Annotated in this window: 19 protein-coding genes; 12 read left to right on the top strand and 7 right to left on the bottom strand. The window is 73.9% G+C overall.

Annotated elements, in window-relative coordinates:
* The first annotated feature begins 29 nt into the window (after positions 1-29).
* On the top strand, positions 30-998 hold the full coding sequence (locus ABD990_RS01445; protein ID WP_345377778.1) for a helix-turn-helix transcriptional regulator: 969 nt from the start codon (positions 30-32) through the stop codon (positions 996-998).
* Positions 999-1,004: 6 nt separating this feature from the next.
* On the top strand, positions 1,005-1,664 hold the full coding sequence (gene nucS / locus ABD990_RS01440) for an endonuclease NucS (RefSeq protein WP_345377777.1): 660 nt from the start codon (positions 1,005-1,007) through the stop codon (positions 1,662-1,664).
* Here the strand turns inward: nucS and ABD990_RS01435 are convergent.
* Positions 1,606-2,283: a TetR/AcrR family transcriptional regulator gene (locus ABD990_RS01435; RefSeq protein WP_345377776.1), complete on the bottom strand. Its 678-nt coding sequence runs from the start codon at positions 2,281-2,283 to the stop codon at positions 1,606-1,608. The two genes, nucS and ABD990_RS01435, sit on opposite strands and share 59 nt — an antisense overlap.
* A 236-nt stretch (positions 2,284-2,519) precedes the next feature.
* On the opposite strand from ABD990_RS01435, the gene ABD990_RS01430 reads away from it, so the two are divergent.
* The 3 genes from ABD990_RS01430 (at position 2,520) to ABD990_RS01420 (ending at position 6,348) form a co-directional block, all read left to right on the top strand.
* On the top strand, positions 2,520-4,013 hold the full coding sequence (locus tag ABD990_RS01430) for an aldehyde dehydrogenase family protein (protein WP_345377775.1): 1,494 nt from the start codon (positions 2,520-2,522) through the stop codon (positions 4,011-4,013).
* A gap of 110 nt (positions 4,014-4,123) precedes the next feature.
* Complete coding sequence (locus ABD990_RS01425) at positions 4,124-5,908, top strand: 3-hydroxyacyl-CoA dehydrogenase family protein (protein ID WP_345377774.1); 1,785 nt, start codon at positions 4,124-4,126, stop codon at positions 5,906-5,908.
* A gap of 125 nt (positions 5,909-6,033) precedes the next feature.
* A complete protein-coding gene (locus ABD990_RS01420) occupies positions 6,034-6,348 on the top strand; it encodes a hypothetical protein (protein ID WP_345377773.1) in 315 nt (104 codons plus the stop codon).
* 57 nt (positions 6,349-6,405) lie between these two features.
* Here the strand turns inward: ABD990_RS01420 and ABD990_RS01415 are convergent, their stop codons facing one another.
* The 3 genes from ABD990_RS01415 to mce form a co-directional block, all read right to left on the bottom strand.
* A complete protein-coding gene (locus ABD990_RS01415) occupies positions 6,406-7,479 on the bottom strand; it encodes a coiled-coil domain-containing protein (RefSeq protein ID WP_345377772.1) in 1,074 nt (357 codons plus the stop codon).
* Positions 7,480-7,711: 232 nt separating this feature from the next.
* Positions 7,712-9,043 (bottom strand): crotonyl-CoA carboxylase/reductase, encoded by a 1,332-nt coding sequence (ccrA, locus tag ABD990_RS01410; RefSeq protein WP_345377771.1) that lies wholly within the window; start codon positions 9,041-9,043, stop codon positions 7,712-7,714.
* Positions 9,044-9,352: 309 nt separating this feature from the next.
* Positions 9,353-9,826: a methylmalonyl-CoA epimerase gene (gene mce, locus ABD990_RS01405; RefSeq protein WP_345377770.1), complete on the bottom strand. Its 474-nt coding sequence runs from the start codon at positions 9,824-9,826 to the stop codon at positions 9,353-9,355.
* Positions 9,827-9,981: 155 nt separating this feature from the next.
* Between mce and ABD990_RS01400 the strand changes: the two genes are divergently transcribed.
* A complete protein-coding gene (locus ABD990_RS01400; protein WP_345378007.1) occupies positions 9,982-11,166 on the top strand; it encodes an acetyl-CoA C-acetyltransferase in 1,185 nt (394 codons plus the stop codon).
* 4 nt (positions 11,167-11,170) lie between these two features.
* Entirely contained in the window at positions 11,171-12,118 is a 948-nt protein-coding gene (gene meaB / locus ABD990_RS01395; RefSeq protein ID WP_345377769.1) for a methylmalonyl Co-A mutase-associated GTPase MeaB, read from the top strand.
* 148 nt (positions 12,119-12,266) lie between these two features.
* Here meaB and ABD990_RS01390 read toward each other — a convergent pair whose 3' ends face one another.
* A complete protein-coding gene (locus ABD990_RS01390) occupies positions 12,267-12,770 on the bottom strand; it encodes a MarR family winged helix-turn-helix transcriptional regulator (protein WP_345377768.1) in 504 nt (167 codons plus the stop codon).
* A gap of 60 nt (positions 12,771-12,830) precedes the next feature.
* On the opposite strand from ABD990_RS01390, the gene ABD990_RS01385 reads away from it, so the two are divergent.
* Complete coding sequence (locus ABD990_RS01385; protein WP_232870520.1) at positions 12,831-13,142, top strand: thiamine-binding protein; 312 nt, start codon at positions 12,831-12,833, stop codon at positions 13,140-13,142.
* Entirely contained in the window at positions 13,135-13,845 is a 711-nt protein-coding gene (locus ABD990_RS01380) for an alpha/beta fold hydrolase (RefSeq protein ID WP_345377767.1), read from the top strand. Before ABD990_RS01385 ends, ABD990_RS01380 begins: the two co-directional genes overlap by 8 nt.
* Positions 13,846-13,957: 112 nt before the next feature.
* On the opposite strand, the gene ABD990_RS01375 is transcribed toward ABD990_RS01380, so the two are convergent.
* Positions 13,958-14,245 (bottom strand): hypothetical protein, encoded by a 288-nt coding sequence (locus ABD990_RS01375; RefSeq protein ID WP_345377766.1) that lies wholly within the window; start codon positions 14,243-14,245, stop codon positions 13,958-13,960.
* Between the two features lie 246 nt (positions 14,246-14,491).
* Between ABD990_RS01375 and ABD990_RS01370 the strand changes: the two genes are divergently transcribed.
* The 3 genes from ABD990_RS01370 to ABD990_RS01360 all read left to right on the top strand — a co-directional run bounded on the left by ABD990_RS01370 (position 14,492) and on the right by ABD990_RS01360 (position 17,810).
* Entirely contained in the window at positions 14,492-15,433 is a 942-nt protein-coding gene (locus ABD990_RS01370; RefSeq protein WP_345377765.1) for an SCO6745 family protein, read from the top strand.
* Between the two features lie 56 nt (positions 15,434-15,489).
* Complete coding sequence (locus ABD990_RS01365) at positions 15,490-16,509, top strand: tetratricopeptide repeat protein (protein WP_345377764.1); 1,020 nt, start codon at positions 15,490-15,492, stop codon at positions 16,507-16,509.
* Positions 16,510-16,574: 65 nt separating this feature from the next.
* The gene (locus tag ABD990_RS01360; protein ID WP_345377763.1) at positions 16,575-17,810 is read left to right on the top strand and encodes a glycosyltransferase family 87 protein; all 1,236 of its coding nucleotides are present in this window, start codon (positions 16,575-16,577) and stop codon (positions 17,808-17,810) included.
* A gap of 84 nt (positions 17,811-17,894) precedes the next feature.
* Here the strand turns inward: ABD990_RS01360 and glgB are convergent, their stop codons facing one another.
* Entirely contained in the window at positions 17,895-20,270 is a 2,376-nt protein-coding gene (gene glgB / locus ABD990_RS01355) for a 1,4-alpha-glucan branching protein GlgB (RefSeq protein WP_345377762.1), read from the bottom strand.
* Positions 20,271-20,286: the final 16 nt, after the last annotated feature.

Genomic DNA, 20,286 nt, shown 5'->3' with positions numbered 1-20,286 from the left:
CCAGCCTCCCACCTGCGACGATCGACCCCGTGCGCGCGTCCCGGCTGATGGCCCTGCTCTTCGTGCTGCAGCGGCGCCGCTCGGCCACCGCGGCCGAGCTGGCCGCCGAGCTGGAGGTCTCCGAGCGGACGATCTACCGGGACGTCGCGTCGTTGACCGAGGTGGGCGTGCCGATCTGGACCGAGCCCGGGCCCGGTGGCGGGATCCGGCTCGTCGAGGGCTGGCGCACCCGGCTCGACGGGCTGACCGCGCAGGAGGCGGCGGCGATGCTCACCATGGGCGCGCCGCAGCTGCTCGCCGAGCTGGGCCTGGGCGCGGCGCTGGCCGGGGCCCAGGCCAAGATCCTCGCGACCCTGCCGGAGGGCCTGCGCGCGCACGCCCGCGTCGTCGCCGAGCGGGTGCACCTGGACGCACCGGGCTGGTTCCAGAACCCCGCCGAGGTCACGCACCTCGCCGTGCTCGCCGAGGCGTTGTGGGAGCAGCGCCGGGTGCGGATCGTCTACGGGCCACGGAACGTGCACCGCGAGGTCGAGCCGCTCGGCCTCGTGCTGAAGGCGGGGGTCTGGTACCTGGTCGCCGGGGTGGACGGGGACGTCCGGACCTACCGGGCGGCCCGGATCGCCGAGGCCGAGCCGCTGGAGGTGACGTTCGAGCGGCCGACGGACTTCGACCTGCCGACCTGGTGGGCGGAGTCGGCGGGGCGGTTCGCCGCGTCGATGCTGCGGGAGAAGGTGCGGCTCCGGCTCTCGCCCGTCGGCCTGCGCGCCCTGCCGCACGTGACGGACCCGGAGGCGGCCCACACGGCCGTCGCGGCGGCCGGGGAACCGGACGCCGACGGTTGGCGCGAGGTGCTGCTCGACGTCGAGTCGTTGCGGGTCGCCGCCAGCCAACTGGTCGCGCTGGGCGGCGAGGTGGAGGGCCTGGACCCGCCCGAGCTGCGCGCGATGCTCGCCGAGCACGGCCGGGCGCTGGCGGACCGCAACGCCCCTCTAGGGTGACGGCCCGTGCGCCTCGTCATCGCCCGCTGCCAGGTGGACTACGTCGGCCGGCTCACCGCACACCTGCCGATGGCCCCGCGGCTGCTGCTGGTCAAGGCCGACGGATCGGTCAGCGTGCACGCCGACGACCGCGCCTACAAGCCGCTCAACTGGATGAGCCCGCCGTGCTGGCTCACCGAGGAGCCGGGCGTCTGGACGGTCCGGAACAAGGCCGACGAGTCGCTCGTGATCACCATCGACGAGGTGCTGCACGACTCCTCGCACGAGCTGGGCGTCGACCCCGGTCTGGTCAAGGACGGCGTCGAGGCACACCTGCAGGAGCTGCTGGCCGCGCACCCCGAGACCTTCGGCGAGGGCTGGACCCTGGTCCGCCGCGAGTACATGACGGCGATCGGCCCCGTCGACCTGCTCTGCCGGGACACCGGGGGCGGGCACGTGGCGGTCGAGATCAAGCGCCGCGGCGAGATCGACGGCGTGGAGCAGCTGACCCGCTACCTCGAGCTGATGAACCGCGACCCGCTGCTCGGGCCGGTGACCGGGGTGTTCGCCGCCCAGCAGATCAAGCCGCAGGCGCGCACGCTCGCCGAGGACCGCGGGATCCGCTGCATCACGGTGGACTACGACGCGCTACGGGGCCTGGACTCCAAGGACCTGCGGCTCTTCTGAGCTGCCCCCGGGGAGCCGGCGGCAGCACCCCGGCGAGCTGGCGCAGGACGAAGTCGCGCACGTCGCCGGCCGTCGAGTCCGGACGGGTCAGGACCTGCAGGAGCAGCGCGTTCGTGTGGTAGCGGGCGGTCCGGTCGACGTCGAGGTCGAGGCCGAGCACGTCCGCGGCGTACCGCAGGGCGGTGTCGAGGATCCGCGGGATCTGCGCGATCACCCGGGTGTCGTCGGGCCCGCGCGGCGGGCCGTCGTTGCGGATGGCGTCCTCCTGCAGCGCCGCGAACAGCGCGAAGGTCAGGGTGCGCCGGACCCTGAGCATGAGCACCATCTCCCCGACGGCGACCCGGACCACCTCGTGCGGGGTCGCGCCGGCGGCGATCCGCTCCTCGACGGCGGCCACGGCGTCGGCGATCCGTGGGACGAACAGGTGCGCGATCAGCGCGTGCTTGCTGCCGAAGTGGTTGTAGAGGGTCGCGATCGCGACACCCGAGCGGGCCGCGACCTCCGTCATCCTCGTGCCCTGCCAGCCCTGCTCGGAGAACAGCTCCTCGGCGACGCGGAGGATCGCGGCCCGCGTCTCGGCGGTGCGCTCCTCGCGCCGCCCGGGTCGCCGCTCGGTCATCGGCGGAGGTTAGCCCAGCGCAACGGCGTTGTGGAGTACCTGTAACGCGTTATAGGTTCCTTCTCCGCGCGGGCACGGCGGCGTCGTGTCCGGGCGCGGATCCACCGGGCGCGGCCCTGTGCGGAGGAGGGGTCCGCGCAGCGCCGCGTCCTGCCGCCGGACCACCGGTCGCGGGTGGTCCGCCCGGGTCGCCGGAGGCACACGCGGCCCCTCGCGCCCGCCCTACCCTGACCGACGTGACCGCCAGCACCGAGGCTCCGGCCAGCACCAGCACCGACACCTTCGACTCGCTCGACCCGCGCACCGGGGCGGTCGTCGGCACCCACCCGGTCCACGGCGAGGCGGACGTGCTCGCCGCGGTCGCCCGGGCCGAGGAGGCCGCGCGGTGGTGGCGCGCCCTGGGCTTCGACGGCCGGCGCGAGCGGCTGCTGGCCTGGCGGAAGACGCTGGTCGCGCGACTGGACGAGGTCGCCGCCGTCGTCTCGGCGGAGACCGGCAAGCCGCTCGACGACGCCCGGCTCGAGCTCGTCCTCGCGATCGACCACGTGGACTGGGCGGCCAAGCACGCGAAGAAGACCCTCGGCCGGCGGACGGTGTCGCCCGGCCTGCTCGGCGCCAACCAGGCGGCGACGCTGGGCTACCCGCCGATCGGCGTCGTCGGCGTCATCGGGCCGTGGAACTACCCGGTCTTCACCCCGATGGGGTCGATCGCCTACGCCCTCGCCGCCGGCAACGCCGTCGTGTTCAAGCCCAGCGAGCTCACCCCCGGCGTCGGGGAGATCCTCGCCCGCACGCTGGCCGACGCGGTGCCGGAGAAGACGCTGCTCGAGGTGGTGACCGGATTCGGCGAGACCGGTGCCGCGCTGTGCCGCGCCCCGGGCGTCGGCAAGATCGCGTTCACCGGCTCGACGGCCACCGGCAGGCGGGTCATGGCCGCCTGTGCCGAGACGCTCACGCCGGTGCTCATCGAGTGCGGCGGCAAGGACGCCCTGATTGTCGACGCCGGCGCGGACGTCGAGGCCGCGGCCGATGCCGCCGTGTGGGGCGGGATGTCCAACGCCGGCCAGACCTGCGTCGGCGTCGAGCGGGTGTACGTCGTCGAGTCCGTCGCCGAGGAGTTCACCGCGGCGCTCGTGGCGAAGACGCGCGGGCTGCGCGCCGGCACCCAGTTCGGCCCGATGACGATGACCTCGCAGACCGAGGTCGTCCGCCGGCACGTCCGGGACGCGCTGGAGAAGGGCGGGCGCGCGGTCGTCGGCGGCGAGGACTCGGTGAAGCCTCCGTTCGTGGAGCCCGTCGTCATCGTCGACGTGCCGGAGGACTCCTCCGCCGTCACCGAGGAGACCTTCGGACCGCTGATCGTCGTCAACCGGGTCCCGGACGTCGCCGAGGCGGTCCGCCGTGCCAACGGGACCAGCTACGGGCTCGGGGCCAGCGTGTTCACCGGCTCGGCGAAGGAGGGCGAGCGGATCGCGGAGGGCCTGCGCTGCGGCATGGTGAGCGTCAACGGCGTGATCGCGTTCGCGGGCATCCCGTCGCTGCCGTTCGGCGGGGTCGGCGACTCCGGCTTCGGCCGCATCCACGGCGAGGACGGCCTGCGCGAGTTCACCCGGCCCCAGGCGATCGCCCGCCAGCGGTTCGCCCTGCCCGTGCCGGTCACCAGCTTCACCCGCACCGCGAAGCACATGAGCACCCTCCTCGGCCTCGTCCGGGCACGTCACGGGCGGTAGACCCGCCATCCGGAGGGGGTGTTCCCGACCTCATGCGTGGGTTACCACGCAGCGCGGGATGAGAGGATTACCGCCGAGTACACACCCTCGAGGCAGCGGGAGGTAACGGCGTGGCACGCGAGTTCCGGACGGTCGGCGTGGTCGGCCTGGGCACCATGGGTGCGGGCATCGTGGAGGTGTTCGCCCGCAACGGCCTGGACGTGATCGCCGCCGAGGTGGACGCGGCCGCCGTCGAGCGCGGGAAGGCGCACCTGGAGACCTCGACGAGGCGGGCGATCGAGCGCGGCAAGCTGACCGAGGAGCAGGCCGCCGAGCTGCTCGGCCGCATCACGACGACCACGTCGCTGGCCGACCTGGCCCCGTGCGACCTCGTCGTCGAGGCGGTGCCGGAGTCGCTGCAGCTCAAGGCGTCCGTGTTCGCCGAGGTGGACAAGCACGTCGGACCGGAGACGATCCTGGCGTCGAACACGTCGTCGCTGTCGGTCACCGAGCTGTCCGTGCGCACCGCGCGCCCGGGCAAGGTCGTCGGGATGCACTTCTTCAACCCGGCGCCGGTGCAGAAGCTGGTCGAGCTGGTGCGCACGGTCGTCACCGAGCCGGACGTGGTGGAGGACCTCAAGGCCTTCGCCGCCACCCTGGACAAGGTGCCGGTCGTGATCGGCGACCGGGCCGGGTTCATCGCGAACGCGCTGCTCTTCGGGTACCTCAACCACGCGGCGCGGATGTACGAGTCGCGCTACGCGAGCCGCGAGGACCTCGACGCCGCCATGCGCTACGGCTGCGGCTACCCGATGGGCCCGCTGGCCCTGCTCGACCTGATCGGCCTCGACACCGCGTACGAGATCCTCGAGACGATGTACGCGCAGTCGCGCAACCTCATGCACGCCCCGGCGCCGGTGTTCAAGCAGATGATCACCGCCGGTCTGCTCGGCCGGAAGAGCGGGCGCGGCTTCTACACCTACGAGAAGCCGCACAGCAGCAAGGTCGTGCCCGACGCCCTGACCCCGGGCTCGGTCGTGCCCGAGGACGTGCCGACGCGGGAGGTCCAGCGGGTCGGTGTGGTGGGCACCGGCACCATGGCCAGCGGCATCGTGCAGGTGTTCGCACAGGCCGGGTTCGACGTCGTGGTCCGCGGGCGCAGCGAGTCCAAGGTCGAGGCGTCCATCGGCGGGATCCGTAAGGCGCTGGACAAGGCCGTGGTGCGGGGCAGGCTCACCGAGGAGGACCGGGACGCCACGCTCGGCCGGATCACCGGCACCACCTCGCTGGAGGACTTCGCGGACGTCGACCTCGTCGTCGAGGCCATCGCCGAGGAGCTCGAGGTCAAGCGTGCGGTGTTCGGCGCGCTCGACGAGATCTGCAAGCCGGGCGCGATCCTCGCGACCACGACGTCGTCGCTGCCGGTCGTGGAGTGCGCGGCGGCCACCAACCGGCCGGCCGACGTGCTCGGGTTGCACTTCTTCAACCCGGCCCCGGTGATGAAGCTCGTCGAGGTCGTGTCGACGATCAACACCGCGCCGGAGGTGGCGGCCACCGCGCTGGCGCTGTGCCAGAAGCTGAAGAAGGTGCCGGTCTCCTGCCGCGACCGCGCCGGCTTCATCGTCAACGCGCTGCTCTTCCCGTACCTGAACGACGCGGTGAAGATGCTCGAGGCGCACTACGCGACGGTCGACGACATCGACGCCGCCATGAAGACCGGCTGCGCCCTGCCGATGGGGCCGTTCGAGCTGCTCGACGTGGTGGGGCTGGACGTGTCGCTCGCCATCGAGCGGTCGCTGTTCGCCGAGTTCCGCCAGTCCGGCTTCGCCCCGGCGCCGCTGCTGGAGCACCTGGTCACCGCGGGCCGGCTCGGCCGCAAGACCGGGCAGGGCTTCCGGGACTACACCTCCCGCTGAGCTGTGCGGCGCTGATCGGTGAGGCGCTTCCCGGTGCCGCGCTGATCCGTGACGCGCCGAGGCCGGACTGTGACGCGCTGCGGCGCCGCCCGCGACGCGGTGCCGCGGCCGTTACCGTCGGACACATGGCACGCGGTCGACGGCCCCGCCCCTCGGAACGGGGGCGGGGCCGCGCCGTGCCCGCACCCCTGTCGTCCGGCATCGTGACCCGGGCCGAGACGGGGCCCGACGGCGAGTGGGCCGTCCGGCACGTCCCCGGCGGCTCGTCGGTGAAGGACTACCGCTGCCCGGGCTGCGACCAGCTCATCCCCGCGGGCGTCGGGCACGTGGTGACGTGGCCGACGGGGGAGTGGGGCGGCGTCGAGGACCGCCGGCACTGGCACCTGCCGTGCTGGAACGCGCGCGGCCGCCGACGGCCGGGGATCCGCCGCCCCCGCTGAGCCGCGGTCCGCCCGTCCTCCGGGTGACCTTCGACGGGCCGGCCGAGGGGTGACGGGTCAGGCGCGGGCCGGGGCCGGATGAGGGCGCGGGCGGCGGCGGGACTGCTCGCCGGCCTGCTCCGGAACGGTGCCGTCGACGGCGGGGGTGCCGTCGGCGCGGCCGGTCCGCTCGCTCTCGTCGGAGAGCGGACCCAGCGCCGCGAGGTCCGCGACGAGCGCGGCGCGGGCGTGCGCGAGCTGCTCGGCGACCCGGGTGCGCAGGTCGGTGAGCTGTGCGACGCGGCGCTCGGCCTCGCGGACCAGCCGGTCGCCCTCGCCGCGGGCGTCGGCGACGATTCCGGCGGCCTGCTGGTCGGCCGCCGCCTGGGTGGCCCGGGCGTACTCGTCCGCCGCCGCGCGGGTGGTCCGGGAGTACTCGTCCGCCTCGGCGCGAAGCCGCGCGATCTCCTGCTGGGTCGCCGCGCGCTCGGCCTGCAGCGCCCCGAGGGTCTCGGTGCGCCGCTGGTCCATCGCGATCCGGAAGTCCTCCTCGACCTGCTCGCGCTCGGCGGCCGCGGCGGAGTTCGCGGCGGCGATCGCGGCGGCCGACTCGGCCTGGACCCGGGCGATGGCCTCGTCGTTCGCCAGCTTGTCCTGGGCGGCCTGGGCCTGCAGGGCCTTCGCCCGGGCGACGACCCGCTCGGCCTCCTCCCGCGCCTCGGCGAGCAGCGCCTCGCGGCGGCGCTCGGCCTCCGCCCGGCGCTCGGCCAGCTCCTGGTCGCACTCCGCCCGCAGGCGGGTCACCTCGGCGTCGGCGCGGGCGCGCGTCTCGGCGACCTCGTCCTCGGCCAGCCGGAGCATCGACCGCATCCGCTCGCTGAGGCCCTGGACGCTGTCCGGCGGCCCGGAGAGCCGGCGCACCTGCTGGCGCATCGACTCCAGCCGGTTGCGGGTCTCGTCGAGCTCCCGGCTCAGCCGGGTCACCTGCGCGACGGCGGCGTCCCGGTCCGCGGCGAGCAGCCGGACCTCCGCGTCGATCCGGTGCAGATGCCCGTTGACCTGGTCCTGGTCGTAACCGCGGCGGACGACCCGGAACCCTGCCGTGGGCTGGAGACCGGCGTCGGGCTGGGGGTTCTCCGGTTCACCGACCATGAGCGTCACCGTACCGGGCTACCGCATCTGCGGAGGGCCCTGCGCGCTGCCGCGTGGGCGCCGTCACCCGTCCGGGCGTGGCCCGCGGCGGTGGGGCGTGCCGGCGAATCCGCAGGATGGAGCCATAACGCCTGAATCAGGCGCTGCGTCGCTCCTCGCAGGAGAAGCGGTGTGGCTCCGTGACGCACGCGGAGGTGCGTCACGGAGCCACGGTGCCGATCTCAGGTGGTGCTCAGACCCCGCGGAAGCGGTTGATCGCCTCGAGGTGCTTGGCGCGCTTCTCCGGGTTCGTCACGCCCAGCCCCTCCTCGGGCGCCAGCGCGAGCACGCCGACCTTGCCCTGGTGGGCGTTCTGGTGGACGTCGTACGCCGCCTGGCCGGTGTCGGCGAGCGGGTACACCTTGGACAGCGTCGGGTGGATCAGGCCCTTGTCGATGAGCCGGTTGGCCTCCCACGCCTCGCGGTAGTTCGCGAAGTGCGAGCCGACGATCCGCTTCAGGTTCATCCACAGGTAGCGGTTGTCGTACTCGTGCATGTACCCGGAGGTCGACGCGCAGGTCACGATCGTGCCGCCCTTGCGCGCGCAGTAGACCGACGCGCCGAAGGTCTCCCGGCCCGGGTGCTCGAAGACGATGTCCGGGTCGTCGCCGCCGGTGAGCTCGCGGATCCGGGCCCCGAAGCGCTTCCACTCCTTCGGGTCCTGGGTCTGCGGGTCCTTCCAGAACTTGTAGCCCTCGGCGTTGCGGTCGATGACCAGCTCGGCGCCCATCGACCGGCAGATCTCCGCCTTCTCCGGCGAGGAGACGACGCAGACCGGCGTGGCGCCGCCGTTGAGCGCGAACTGGGTGGCGTAGGAGCCGAGCCCGCCGCTCGCGCCCCAGATCAGGACGGTGTCGCCCTGCTTCATGTCCGCACCGTTGCGGGAGACCAGCTGGCGGTACGCCGTGGAGTTGACCAGGCCGGGGCTCGCCGCCTCCTCCCAGGTCAGGTGCTCGGGCTTGGGCATGAGCTGGTTGGACTTGACAAGCGCGAGCTGCGCGAGGCCGCCGAAGTTGGTCTCGAAGCCCCAGATCCGCTGCTGCGGGTCCATCATCGTGTCGCCGTGCCCGTCCGGGCTCTCCAGCTCGACGGACAGGCAGTGCGCCACCACGCGGTCGCCCGGCTTCCAGGCGTTGACCCCGGCGCCGGTCCGCACGACCACGCCGGCCAGGTCGGACCCGACGATGTGGTACGGCAGGTCGTGCCGCTTGGCCAGCTCGGACTCGCGCCCGTAGCGCTTGAGGAAGCCGAAGGTGGACAGCGGCTCGAAGATCGAGGTCCAGACGGTGTTGTAGTTGATCGCGCTGGCCATCACCGCCACGAGCGCCTCGCCCGGGCCGAGCTCCGGCGTCGGGACGCTGTCGAGGTGCAGGCTCTTGCGCGGGTCCTTGTCGCGGGTGGCGATGCCGTCGAACATCTCCGTCTCGTCCGCGTGGACCGTCATCGCCTGGTAGTGGTCCGGCACTGACAGCTCGCCGACGGCGTCGAAACGCTCGGCAAGGATGGCGTCGAGGATCTCCTGCACGGCCTGGCCTCCGGTGGCGTGAGTCGTGTGTCTTGCTTGGGATACCGATCAGTTACCGATCAGTATGGTACCCGAGGCATTGTGTCGGCACACTCCGACGATGGGGGCGATCGTGACGCAGGCCACCGACTGGATCAATGAAGCAACCCCTCCGATCGGGGGGAAACCGCCTGATCGGAGGGGCTGCGTCATGCACGAACGGCCCGTTCGCGCGTTAGGTGTGAGCGAAAGTGCCGTTCGCTCAGTAGGAGTGAGCGGGAGTGCCGTTCGCTCAGTAGGAGTGAGCGGGAGTGCCGTTCGCTCAACCGGTCAGTGCCCGCCGGCCGCCGGCTCCACGAGCTCGACGAGCACGCCGCCGGCGTCCTTCGGGTGCACGAAGTTGATCCGCGAGTCCGCGGTGCCGCGCCGCGGCTCCGGGTAGAGCAGGCGCAGGCCCTTGGCCTTGAGCGCCTCCATCGCGGCCTCGATGTCGGTGACCCGGTAGGCGAGCTGCTGCAGGCCCGGCCCGTTGCGGTCGAGGAACTTCGCGATCGTCGAGTCCGGGCGCAGCGGGGCCAGCAGCTGGATGCGGGTGCTCGAGGCGGGATCGGTGCCGGGGGCGGCGAGCATCGCCTCGCGCACGCCCTGCTCCTCGTTGACCTCCTCGTGCGTGTTCACCAGGCCGAACACGTCGTGGTACCAGGCGATGGCCTCGTCGAGGTCGGCGACCGCGATGCCGACGTGGTCGATCTGGGTCAGCAGGGATCCGAGCGCGCCGTGGGCCGATTCCGTCTGTGCCGTCATGCCCCGGGAATGTAATGCTCGTTCGCGGTCGTGGGCCCGTGTGTGGCTGCTCACCCCCTCCGTTCGGCCCGTCTCCCGGCCTGTGACCGGCGGGTATGGTCCGTGCCAATCCCAGGTGCCAAACCCGTGTGCCAACGCAGTTGCTGGAGGTCGTCGTGGCGCAGTCCGTGATCGTCGCTGGTTCCCGTACGCCGGTCGGCCGGCTGCTCGGGTCGCTGAAGGGCTTCTCGGGCGCGCAGCTCGGCGGCTTCGCCATCAAGGGCGCGCTGGAGAAGGCCGGCGTGGCCCCCGAGCAGGTCGAGTACGTGATCATGGGTCAGGTGCTCACCGCGGGCGCCGGGCAGATCCCGGCCCGGCAGGCCGCCGTCGCCGCGGGCATCCCGATGGACGTCCCGGCGCTCACCGTCAACAAGGTCTGCCTCTCGGGCATCGACGCGATCGCCCTGGCCGACCAGCTCATCCGGGCCGGCGAGTTCGACATCGTGGTCGCGGGCGGCCAGGAGTCGATGACCCAGGCCCCGCACCTGCTGCCGAAGTCCCGCGAGGGCACGAAGTTCGGCGACGCCACGCTGATCGACAGCATGTCCCACGACGGGCTGTTCTGCGCCTTCGACCAGTGCGCGATGGGCGCGTCGACGGAGAAGTACAACAGCCGCTTCGACGTCACCCGGGAGGACCAGGACGCCTTCGCCGCCCGTTCGCACCAGCGCGCCGCCGAGGCCGCCAAGAACGGCGTGTTCGACGAGGAGATCACCCCCGTCGAGATCCCGCAGCGCAAGGGCGACCCGATCGTGTTCGCGCAGGACGAGGGCGTCCGGGGCGACACCACCGGCGAGAGCCTGGCGAAGCTGCGCCCGGCCTTCTCCGCGGACGGCACCATCACCGCGGGCTCGTCCTCGCAGATCTCGGACGGCGCGTGCGCGGTCGTCGTGATGAGCAAGGCCAAGGCCGAGGAGCTGGGCCTGAGCTGGCTGGCCGAGATCGGCGCGCACGGCGTGGTCGCCGGGCCGGACGCGAGCCTGCACGAGCAGCCGGCCAACGCGATCATCAAGGCCTGCGCCAAGGAGGGCGTCGACCCCAAGGAGCTCGACCTGGTCGAGATCAACGAGGCGTTCGCCGCGGTCGGCCTGGTCTCCTCGCGCAAGCTGGGCATCGACGAGGAGAAGGTCAACGTCAACGGTGGCGCGATCGCCCTCGGCCACCCGATCGGCATGTCCGGTGCCCGGATCACGCTGCACCTGGCGCTCGAGCTCAAGCGCCGCGGCGGCGGCGTCGGCGTGGCCGCGCTGTGCGGCGGCGGCGGGCAGGGCGACGCGCTGATCCTCCGCGTCCCGGCCTGATCCCTTGGCCCGGCAGTCCCCGCAGGAGCTGGTCGACCGCGCGCTGGACGGGCAGCAGCGCGCGGTCGCCCGGCTGATCTCGCTCGTCGAGAGCGGCTCGTCGGACCTGCCCGAGATCGCCGCGCTGCTGGCCCCGCACACCGGGCGGGCGCAGGTCGTCGGGCTCACCGGCTCACCGGGCGTCGGCAAGTCCACCACGACGTCCGCGCTCGTCGCGGCGTTCCGGCAGCAGGGCAAACGGGTCGGTGTGCTCGCCGTCGATCCGTCGTCGCCCTTCTCCGGCGGCGCCCTGCTGGGCGACCGGGTCCGTATGGGCGACCACGCGGTCGACGAGGGCGTGTTCATCCGGTCGATGGCCACCCGGGGTCACCTGGGCGGGCTGGCCTGGGCGACGCCGCAGGCCCTGCGGGTGCTCGACGCCGCGGGTTGCGACGTCGTGCTCGTCGAGACCGTCGGGGTGGGACAGTCCGAGGTGGACGTCGTCTCGCTCGCCGACACCACGGTCGTGCTGCTCGCCCCGGGCATGGGCGACGGCGTGCAGGCCGCCAAGGCAGGCATCCTCGAGATCGCGGACGTGTTCGTGGTCAACAAGGCGGACCGCGAGGGCGCCGCCCAGACCGTCCGGGACCTGCGCTACATGATGTCCCTCGGCGAGCGGCGGGACGCCTGGAAGCCGCCGGTGTGCCGGACCGTCGCCGCCCGCGGGGAGGGCGTGGACGAGGTCGCCGAGGCGATCGACGAGCACCGTGCCTGGCTCGAGTCGTCCGGCGAGGGCCCGCGGCGGCGCCGTCGCCGGGCGGCGAGCGAGATCGAGGCGATCGGGCTGGAGAAGGTCCGCGCACGGCTCGGTGACGTCCGCGGGGGCGCCGCGCTCGAGACGCTGGCCGAGAAGGTCGTGGCCGGCGAGCTGGACCCCTACCGCGCCGCCGACGAGCTCCTCGGCTCCCTCTAGTGCCTCACCGCCCGGGTGAGCGAGCGGACCCAGGTGAGCGAGCGGACCCGGGTGAGCGAGCGGCGCTCTCGCTCACTAGATGTGAGCGAGAGCGCCGTTGGCTCAGTGGAAGTCGCGCCGTTGGCTCAGTGGAAGTCGCGCCGTTGACTCAGCGGAAGTCGCCCGACGCGGCGCGGATGCGGCCGAGCAGGTCGAAGAGCGTGGCCTTGCCCTCCGCGTCGAGACCCACCAGCCCGAAGTCGACGGCGGTGACGGACTTCGTGGCCTGCTCGAGCCGCTCCAGCCCGTCGGGCGTGATCTCGACCAGCGTCGCGCGGCGGTCGGTGGGGTGCGGGGTCCGGCGCACCAGCCCGTCCGCCTGCAGCCGGTCGACGATGTTCGTGACGCTGGTCGGGTGCAGCTGCAGCCGCTCGCCCATCACCCGCATCGGCAGCCGCTTGGCCCGGGAGAAGCTCAGCAGCACCAGGGCCTCGTAGCGGGCGAAGGTGAGATTGTGCGGCTTGAGCGCGGCGTCGACGGCGGAGAGCAGGATCTGCTGCACCCGCATCACGCTGGTGACGGCCGCCATGGTGTCCGACGGCCCGATGCGCTCGGCCCACAGCTCCGCCGCCCGGTCGATCGGGTCGAAGGGGAGGGGGTCGCGCGCGGCCATGACCGCGAACGCTAGCAGGGCGGACGCCCGCGACCCGAGATCATGGGGCAGGCTGGCGACATGCTCGTAGCGTTCAGCATCGCGCCGTCCGGCAGCTCGTCGGACGACGGCAGCGTGGGCGACGCGGTCGCCGAGGCCGTCCGCGTGGTCCGGGAGTCCGGCCTGCCCAACGAGACCACCTCGATGTTCACCACCATCGAGGCCGAGACCTGGGACGAGGCGATGGCCGTGGTGGGCCGCGCGGTCGAGGCCGTGCAGGCCCGGTCCCCGCGGGTGAGCCTGGTGCTGAAGGCCGACATCCGGCCCGGGTACACCGGCCAGCTCTCGGCCAAGGTGGAGCGGATCGAGAAGGCGCTCGGCACGGATGGCTGATCCCGCCTTCCTGCTCCTCCACGGGGCCTGGCACCGGGGATCGAGCTGGGCGCCGCTGCAGGCGGAACTGCGGGCCCGCGGGCGCGCCTCGGCGGCGCCGGACCTGCCGTCCGACGAGCCCGGGGTCGGGGCCGCGGGGTACGCCGCGGCCGCGCTGGCCGCCGCGCCGGCGGAGGGGCCGGTCGTGGTCGTCGGGCACTCGCTGGGCGGGCTCACCGCGCCGCTGGTGGCGGCGGAGCTCGGCCCTCGGGCGCACGCCCTGGTGCTGGTCGGGGCGATGCTGCCGGAGCCCGGGCGGGCGCACGACGACCTGCTCCGCGAGGACCGGACGATCATGGCTGAGGGGTTCGGGCCCGGTCAGGAGCGCGGCGCGGGCGGGACGACGATCTGGCCGGCGGAGGCGGCCGAGGCGTCCCTCTACGCCGGGGTGGCCGAGGAGCTGGGCGCGTCGGACCCCGTCCGGGAGGCGATCGCGGAGCTCCGCCCGCAGGCCTGGGCGATCGGCAAGGAGGTCACCCCGCTGACCGCGTGGCCCGCGGTGCGGACGGTGTCCGTGGTCTGCGCGGAGGACCGGGTGGTGAACCCGGAGACCTCCCGCCGGCTCGCCGCCGCCCGGGGCCTCGAGGTCCGCGAGCTGCCGGGCGGCCACTTCCCGATGCTCACCCGGCCCGCCGAGCTGGCGGAGCTGCTCGTCGGCATCTGAGCGTCGCCGACCGGGCTCGGCACGCCGTCGCGAGGTCCCGCGAGGTTCCGACAGGTTCCGAGAACGCGGACGGCCGGCAGGGCGCACCCTGCCGGCCGCGGCGCGTAGCCGGTCAGGCGATGTTGAGCGTGAAGAAGAACACGCCGACGAGGATCGCGGCGAAACCGAGACCCATCGCGATCTTGGCGAGCTTCGCGGTGTCCGGGTTGCGCACCGCGGCGATGCCGACCCCGATCGCGGCGAGCCCGCCGACCCAGCCGACGATCGAGATCGGGCTCGCGACCAGCGCGACGATGCCGATGATCAGCGCCACCTTGCCCAGCGCGGGGCTCTGCCGGCGGGCGGTCTTCTTTCGCGCTTCCGCCAGCAGGCGGTCGGCGACGGTGTTCTCCTGGCTCATCGCATCCTCCGGTCGGGGGACGGGCCCGGGGCGGATCCGTCCGGCGTGCACGTCCGGTGACGTGCCGTCCTCTCGCCGGGATCAACGAGTGCGCGCCGCCGCTGGTGCTCCGCCGGTCCGGTGATCGGGGTCGCGGGTCCGGGAACCGCGGGTGCGCGCCGCCACCGGATCGGCCCAACGCGCGGCCCTGGCCCCGCGATGGTCGGGCGTCCTACGGTCGCGGGGAGATCGAGCACGGGAGGCGCGATGACGACCGGGACGAGGCCTGCGACCAGCACGGACGCCGCGGAGGGGGAGCACCGGGCACGGCGGCTGTGGCGGGCCCTGGAGCCGTTGCACGCGGTGACCTACTTCGCCCCGGAGGCCCGCGCGGCGGGTGAGGCCCTGGGTGTGCGCGGCTTCTGGCGCGGCTACTTCGGCCAGCGCGCCGCACCGCTCGGCCCCGTGCCGGCCGAGGTCGTGGCCGCGCTGTTCTACAACTTCGCCCCGGGCTTCGTGGCCCGGTCCGTGCCCGAGGTCTGGTCGGTCGCGTCGCCCGCGCAGCTCCTCGACGCCCGGCTCGCGGCCGTCGACGCCGCCCTGCGGCGCTCGCTGGGCGAGCTCACCGGGTCCGGCGAGGTGGCCGAGGCGGCGGAGCTGGCGCGCGAGGCGGCCGGTTCGGTCTCGACGGCCGGGCGGGCGCTGGCCGCGGCCAACGCGGCCCTGCCCTGGCCGGACGCCCCGCACCTCGTGCTCTGGCAAGCGCAGACGATCCTGCGCGAGCAGCGCGGCGACGGGCACGTCGCGGCCCTGGTCGCCGCGGGGATCGACCCGGTGGAGGCGCTCGTGGTGTTCGCGGGGGCGCAGGAGCTGCCGGGGGACTGGCTGCGTGAGCGGCGCGGCTGGACCGTCGAGGAGTGGGAGGCGGCGCGGGCCCGGCTCGCCGACCGGGGGCTGGTGGAGCCGGCGCCGGGCGGCGAGGACGTCGCCGACACCGTGCTGACCGGCGCCGGCCGGGCCCTCTGCGCCGAGGTCGAGGCGCGCACGGACGCGCTCGCCGACGAGGCCTGGCGGGCACTCGGCGACGCGCGGGCGGAGCGCCTGGTCGCGCTGGCCGGCCCGCTGGTCGAGCGGGTCCTCGCCGCGGGCGACTTCCTGCCGCAGAACCCGATGGGGATGCGCCCGCTCGTGTCGACACGCCCCGCGTGACCGACCGGCGGTCCGTGCGGTGGGCGACGGGCGGGCCGGGTGGCGATCGTGCCAGGATGGACGGCGTGTCGCGACCCGATCCTCGTCAGGCAGCTCAGACGGCGGCCCTGTCGTCCGCGTTGGCGGGCGCCGTCGACCTCTCCGCGCTGAAGGCCCGTTCCGAGGCCGCGGCCCGCCAGCAGGCGGCGGGCGGCGCCCGGAGCACGGCCCAGGGCGCGCCGGGCTCCCCGGGCTCCCCGGACGGCGGGGGTGGCCGGTACGTCGTCGACGTCACCGAGCAGGGCTTCCAGCGGGACGTGCTCGAGGCGTCCCTGCAGGTCCCGGTGGTCGTCGACCTGTGGGCGACCTGGTGCGAGCCGTGCAAGCAGCTCTCGCCGGTGCTGGAGCGGCTGGCGAACGCGAGCGGCGGCGCCTGGATCCTCGCCAAGGTCGACGTCGACGCCAATCCGCGGATCGCGCAGGCCTTCGGCGTGCAGTCGATCCCGATGGTGGTCGCGGTCGTCGCGGGCCAGCCGGTCGACGCGTTCCAGGGCGCCCTGTCCGAGCCGCAGGTCAAGGACTGGATCGCCCGGATCCTCGACGCGCTGCGCGACCGCATGCCCGCCATCGCCGAGGGCGAGCGCCGCGCGGCCGCGGGCGGCGGGGCGGAACCCGAGGAGGAGCCGGAGGACCCGCGGTTCGCCGCGGCCGAGGACGCCCTCGAGCGCGGCGACTACGCCGAGGCCGAGGCCGCCTACCAGCAGATCCTCGACCAGGAGCCCGCCAACGAGATGGCCCAGGCCGCGCTCTCGCAGGTCCGGTTCCTGGCTCGCGCCGAGCAGGCGGACCCGTCCGCGATCGGCCGGGCGGACGCCGCACCGGACGACGTCGACGCCCAGCTCGCCGCGGCCGACGCCGAGGTCGCCCTGGACAAGGCCGAGTCGGCCTTCCGGCGCCTGGTCGACACCGTCGGCCGGACCTTCGGCGACGACCGGGAGAAGGTCCGCAGCCACCTCGTCGGACTGTTCGAGCTGTTCCCGGCGGACGACCCGCGGGTGAGCACCGCCCGTCGCGCCCTGGCCCGCGCGCTCTTCTGAGCGCGCTCCCGGGCCGGCCGGGGCGGGCGGCCGGACGCGGTGCCCGCCGACTACCGTCGGCGTCCGTGTCCACGACCAGCCCGCAGCCCGTCGCGGATCCGCCGCGGCCCCCGGCCCGGCGGTGGCCGGCGGCCCGCGTCGGCGCGGTCGTGCTCGCGGCGGCGGCGCTCGCGCTGACCGCCGTCCTGCACGCCACGCACCACAACTGGCTGGTCCTCGGTCTGGCGTCGACGGACATGCGGGAGCTGCACGCCGACTTCGACACCTTCTGGCACTCCGCGGTCGCCCTGACCCAGGGCGGCGACATCTACGCGACGCCCGCGAAGCTGCGCAATCTCAACCCGCCACTGCTCAGCCTGCTGCTGGCCCCGTTCGCGGGCCTCGACGTCGTGCTGGCCTACCGGGTGTTCGCCGGGTTCACCCTGCTGCTCGTCGTCGGTGCCGTGCTCGTGGTGTGCCGCGAGCTGCGGCTGTCCCGGTGGTGGACGGCGGGCGCCACGCTGGCGATGCTCGCCTCCTCGCCCTTGCACGGCACGCTCTACCTCGGCCAGATCTACGGTCTGCTGCTGGTCGGGCTGGTCGCGGGCTGGGTCGCCGAGCGCCGCGGGCACCCGCTGCTCGCCGGGGCGCTCTACGGCGTCACCGTCGCGCTCAAGCCCTCGCTCGCGCCGGTCCTGCTGCTCCCGGCCGTCCAGCTGCGCTGGCGGCCCTTCTGGGCGGGGATCGGCGGCGCCGTCGTCGCCACGCTCGTGGGGGCGCTGGCGGCCGGCCCGTCGAGCGCGCTGGAGTGGCTGCGGATCGGGTTCGGCGAGCCGGTGCCGGACGTCCTGGACAACGCCGCCCTGCCCGGTGAGGCGCTGCGGCTCGGCCTGCCGTCGGCCGTCGGCACGGTGCTGGGGGCGGCCGTGCTGATCGGCACGCTCGTCTGGCTCGCACGGCGCACCCGGACCGGAACGGTCGACCCCGCCGGCACCGCGCCCTGGGCGGTGATCGCCGCGGGCCTGCTGATGTCGCCGATCTCCTGGCACAACTACGTGCTGCTGCTGTGGCCGGGCGTCCTGGCGGTGGTGTCGGCCTCTGCCGCGGGGAGCGTGCGCCGGGCGTGGGTGGCCGCGCTGCTGGCGTTGCCGCTGGTCCCGGTGTCCTGGGGCGACCTCTGGACCCCGGCGGACCCGTGGACGCCGCTGGGCCGCAGCCTCTACTGCGCGATCCTCCTGGCCTACTGGATCACCCTGCTCCGCGCCGCCCCGAGCGCCCCGACCCCCGCCCGGACGAACGGCACCCTCGCTCAGACCTACTGAGCGAACGGCACCCTCGCTCACGACCCACGAACGGCACTTCCGCTCATACCTAGTGAGCGAAAGTGCCGTTCGCCGTCGACGAGCTCAGATGTCCCGGGAGTCCTCGTCCGCCGGGCCGATCTCCGGTGCCGGCGGAACGCCCCGCGCCAGGTCGGGGGAGTGCGCCGCGCCGGCGGGCGGCGCCTCGACGGCCGGCTCGGTCGCCGCGGACCGGACGGGCCGCTTCGGGTGCACCGGGCCGCCGGTCTCCGCCGGCACCAGCCACACCACGCCCGCCGGGGGCAGCCGCAGCACGGCCGACGCGGGCCGCCCGTGCCACACGACCCGCTCCGCCTCGACGGCGCCGAGGTTGCCCACCCCGGAGCCGCCGTAGCTCTCCGCGTCCGTGTTGACCAGCTCCCGCCAGCGACCCGCGAACGGCAGCCCGACCCGGTAGTTCTCGTGCGGCTGGCCGGAGAAGTTGGCGATGCACGCCAGGACCGCCGGGCGGCCGTCGTGGTCGGTGCCCTGCCGCAGGAAGCTCAGGACGTTGCCCGCGGCGTCGTTCGCGTCGATCCACGAGAAGCCCTCGGGCGAGTGGTCGGCCGTCCACAGCGCCGGGTGCTCCCGGTAGGTGCGGTTCAGGTCGCCGACCAGCGACTTGATGCCGCCGTGCAGCCGGTCCGCCAGCAGGTCCCAGTCCAGCGAGCGCTCCTCGGACCACTCGCGGACCTGGCCGAACTCCTGGCCCATGAACAGCAGCTGCTTGCCCGGGTGCGCCCACATGAAGGCGAGCAGCGCGCGGACGTTGGCGGCCTTGTTCCAGTCGTCGCCCGGCATGCGGGTCCACAGCGAGCCCTTGCCGTGCACGACCTCGTCGTGGCTGATCGGCAGGACGTAGTTCTCGCTGAACGCGTACATCAGCGAGAAGGTCATCTGGTTGTGGTGGTAGCTGCGGTGGATGGGGTCGCGCCCGGTGTAGTCGAGCGTGTCGTGCATCCAGCCCATGTTCCACTTGAACCCGAAGCCGAGCCCGCCCATGTAGGTGGGCCGCGTGACGCCCGGCCAGGCCGTGGACTCCTCGGCGATCGTCACCACGCCCGGGTGCTCGCGGTAGACGGTCGCGTTCATCTCCTGCAGGAAGGAGACGGCGTCGAGGTTCTCCCGGCCGCCGTACTGGTTGGGCAACCACTGCCCGTCCGACCGCGAGTAGTCGAGGTAGAGCATCGAGGCGACGGCGTCGACCCGCAGCCCGTCGATGTGGAACTCCTCGAGCCAGTACAGCGCGTTGGCGACCAGGAAGTTCCGCACCTCGCGACGGCCGAAGTCGAACACGAGCGTGCCCCAGTCCGGCTGCTCGCCGCGGCGGGGGTCGGCGTGCTCGTAGAGCGGCGAGCCGTCGAACCGGGCCAGCGCCCACTCGTCCCGCGGGAAGTGCGCCGGCACCCAGTCGACGATCACGCCGTAGCCGTGGCGGTGCAGCGTGTCGACGAAGTACCGGAAGTCGTCCGGGGTGCCGAAGCGGGAGGTCGGCGCGTAGTAGCCGGAGACCTGGTAGCCCCAGGAGCCGCCGAACGGGTGCTCGGCCACCGGGAGCAGCTCGACGTGCGTGAAGCCCGTCTCGCCCAGGTACTCGACGAGCTGGTCGGCGATCTCGCGGTAGCCGTTGCCCTGCCGCCACGAGCCGAGGTGCAGCTCGTAGACGCTCATGGGCTCGGCGTGCGGCTGGCGGACGGCCCGCGCGGCCATCCACTCCTCGTCGCCCCACTCGTGGCTCCGCGTGGTGACCACGGACGCCGTGGCGGGCGGGACCTCGGTGGCGAACGCCAGCGGGTCCGCCTTGTCGCGCCACACCCCGTCCCGACCCAGGATCCGGTACTTGTACCGCGTCCCGACGCCCACGCCGGGCACGAAGATCTCCCAGACGCCGGCGCCGCCGAGCGAGCGCATCGGGTGCGCCCAGCCCGCCCAGCCGTCGAAGTCGCCGGTCACGCGCACGCCCTGCGCGTTCGGCGCCCACACCGCGAAGCTGGTGCCGGTGATCTGGCCGGAGGAGGTGTCGTAGGTGCGCACGTGCGCGCCGAGCACGTCCCAGAGCCGCTCGTGGCGGCCCTCGCCGATCAGGTGGAGGTCGACCTCGCCCAGGGTCGGGAGCCAGCGGTACGGGTCGTCCGTGACGTCGACGCGGTCGCCGTAGCGGACGCGGATCGTGTAGTCCCAGCCGGTCCCGTCGACGACGCCGGAGAACAGGCCGGCGTCGTGCACCTTGACCAGGGGGTGCGCGTCGTCCGGGTCGCCGCCCCGCAGCACCCACACCTCGGCGGCGTGGGGGCGCAGCACGCGGACGACTGTGCCGCCGCCGGCCATCGGGTGCGCGCCCAGCACCCCGTGCGGATTGTGGTGGGCACCACCCAGGAGCCGGTCGGTCGTCGCCTGGTCCGGGGGGCAGGGGTCGATCGTGCGGGTGTCCTCGTGTGCCACCCGGAAACCCTATTGC

This window comes from Pseudonocardia yuanmonensis (assembly GCF_039542425.1).
GTDB classification, from domain to species: Bacteria; Actinomycetota; Actinomycetes; order Mycobacteriales; family Pseudonocardiaceae; genus Pseudonocardia; species Pseudonocardia yuanmonensis.
Note: the sequence above shows the minus strand (reverse complement) of the source record. Positions and strands in the feature narration are given on the sequence as shown.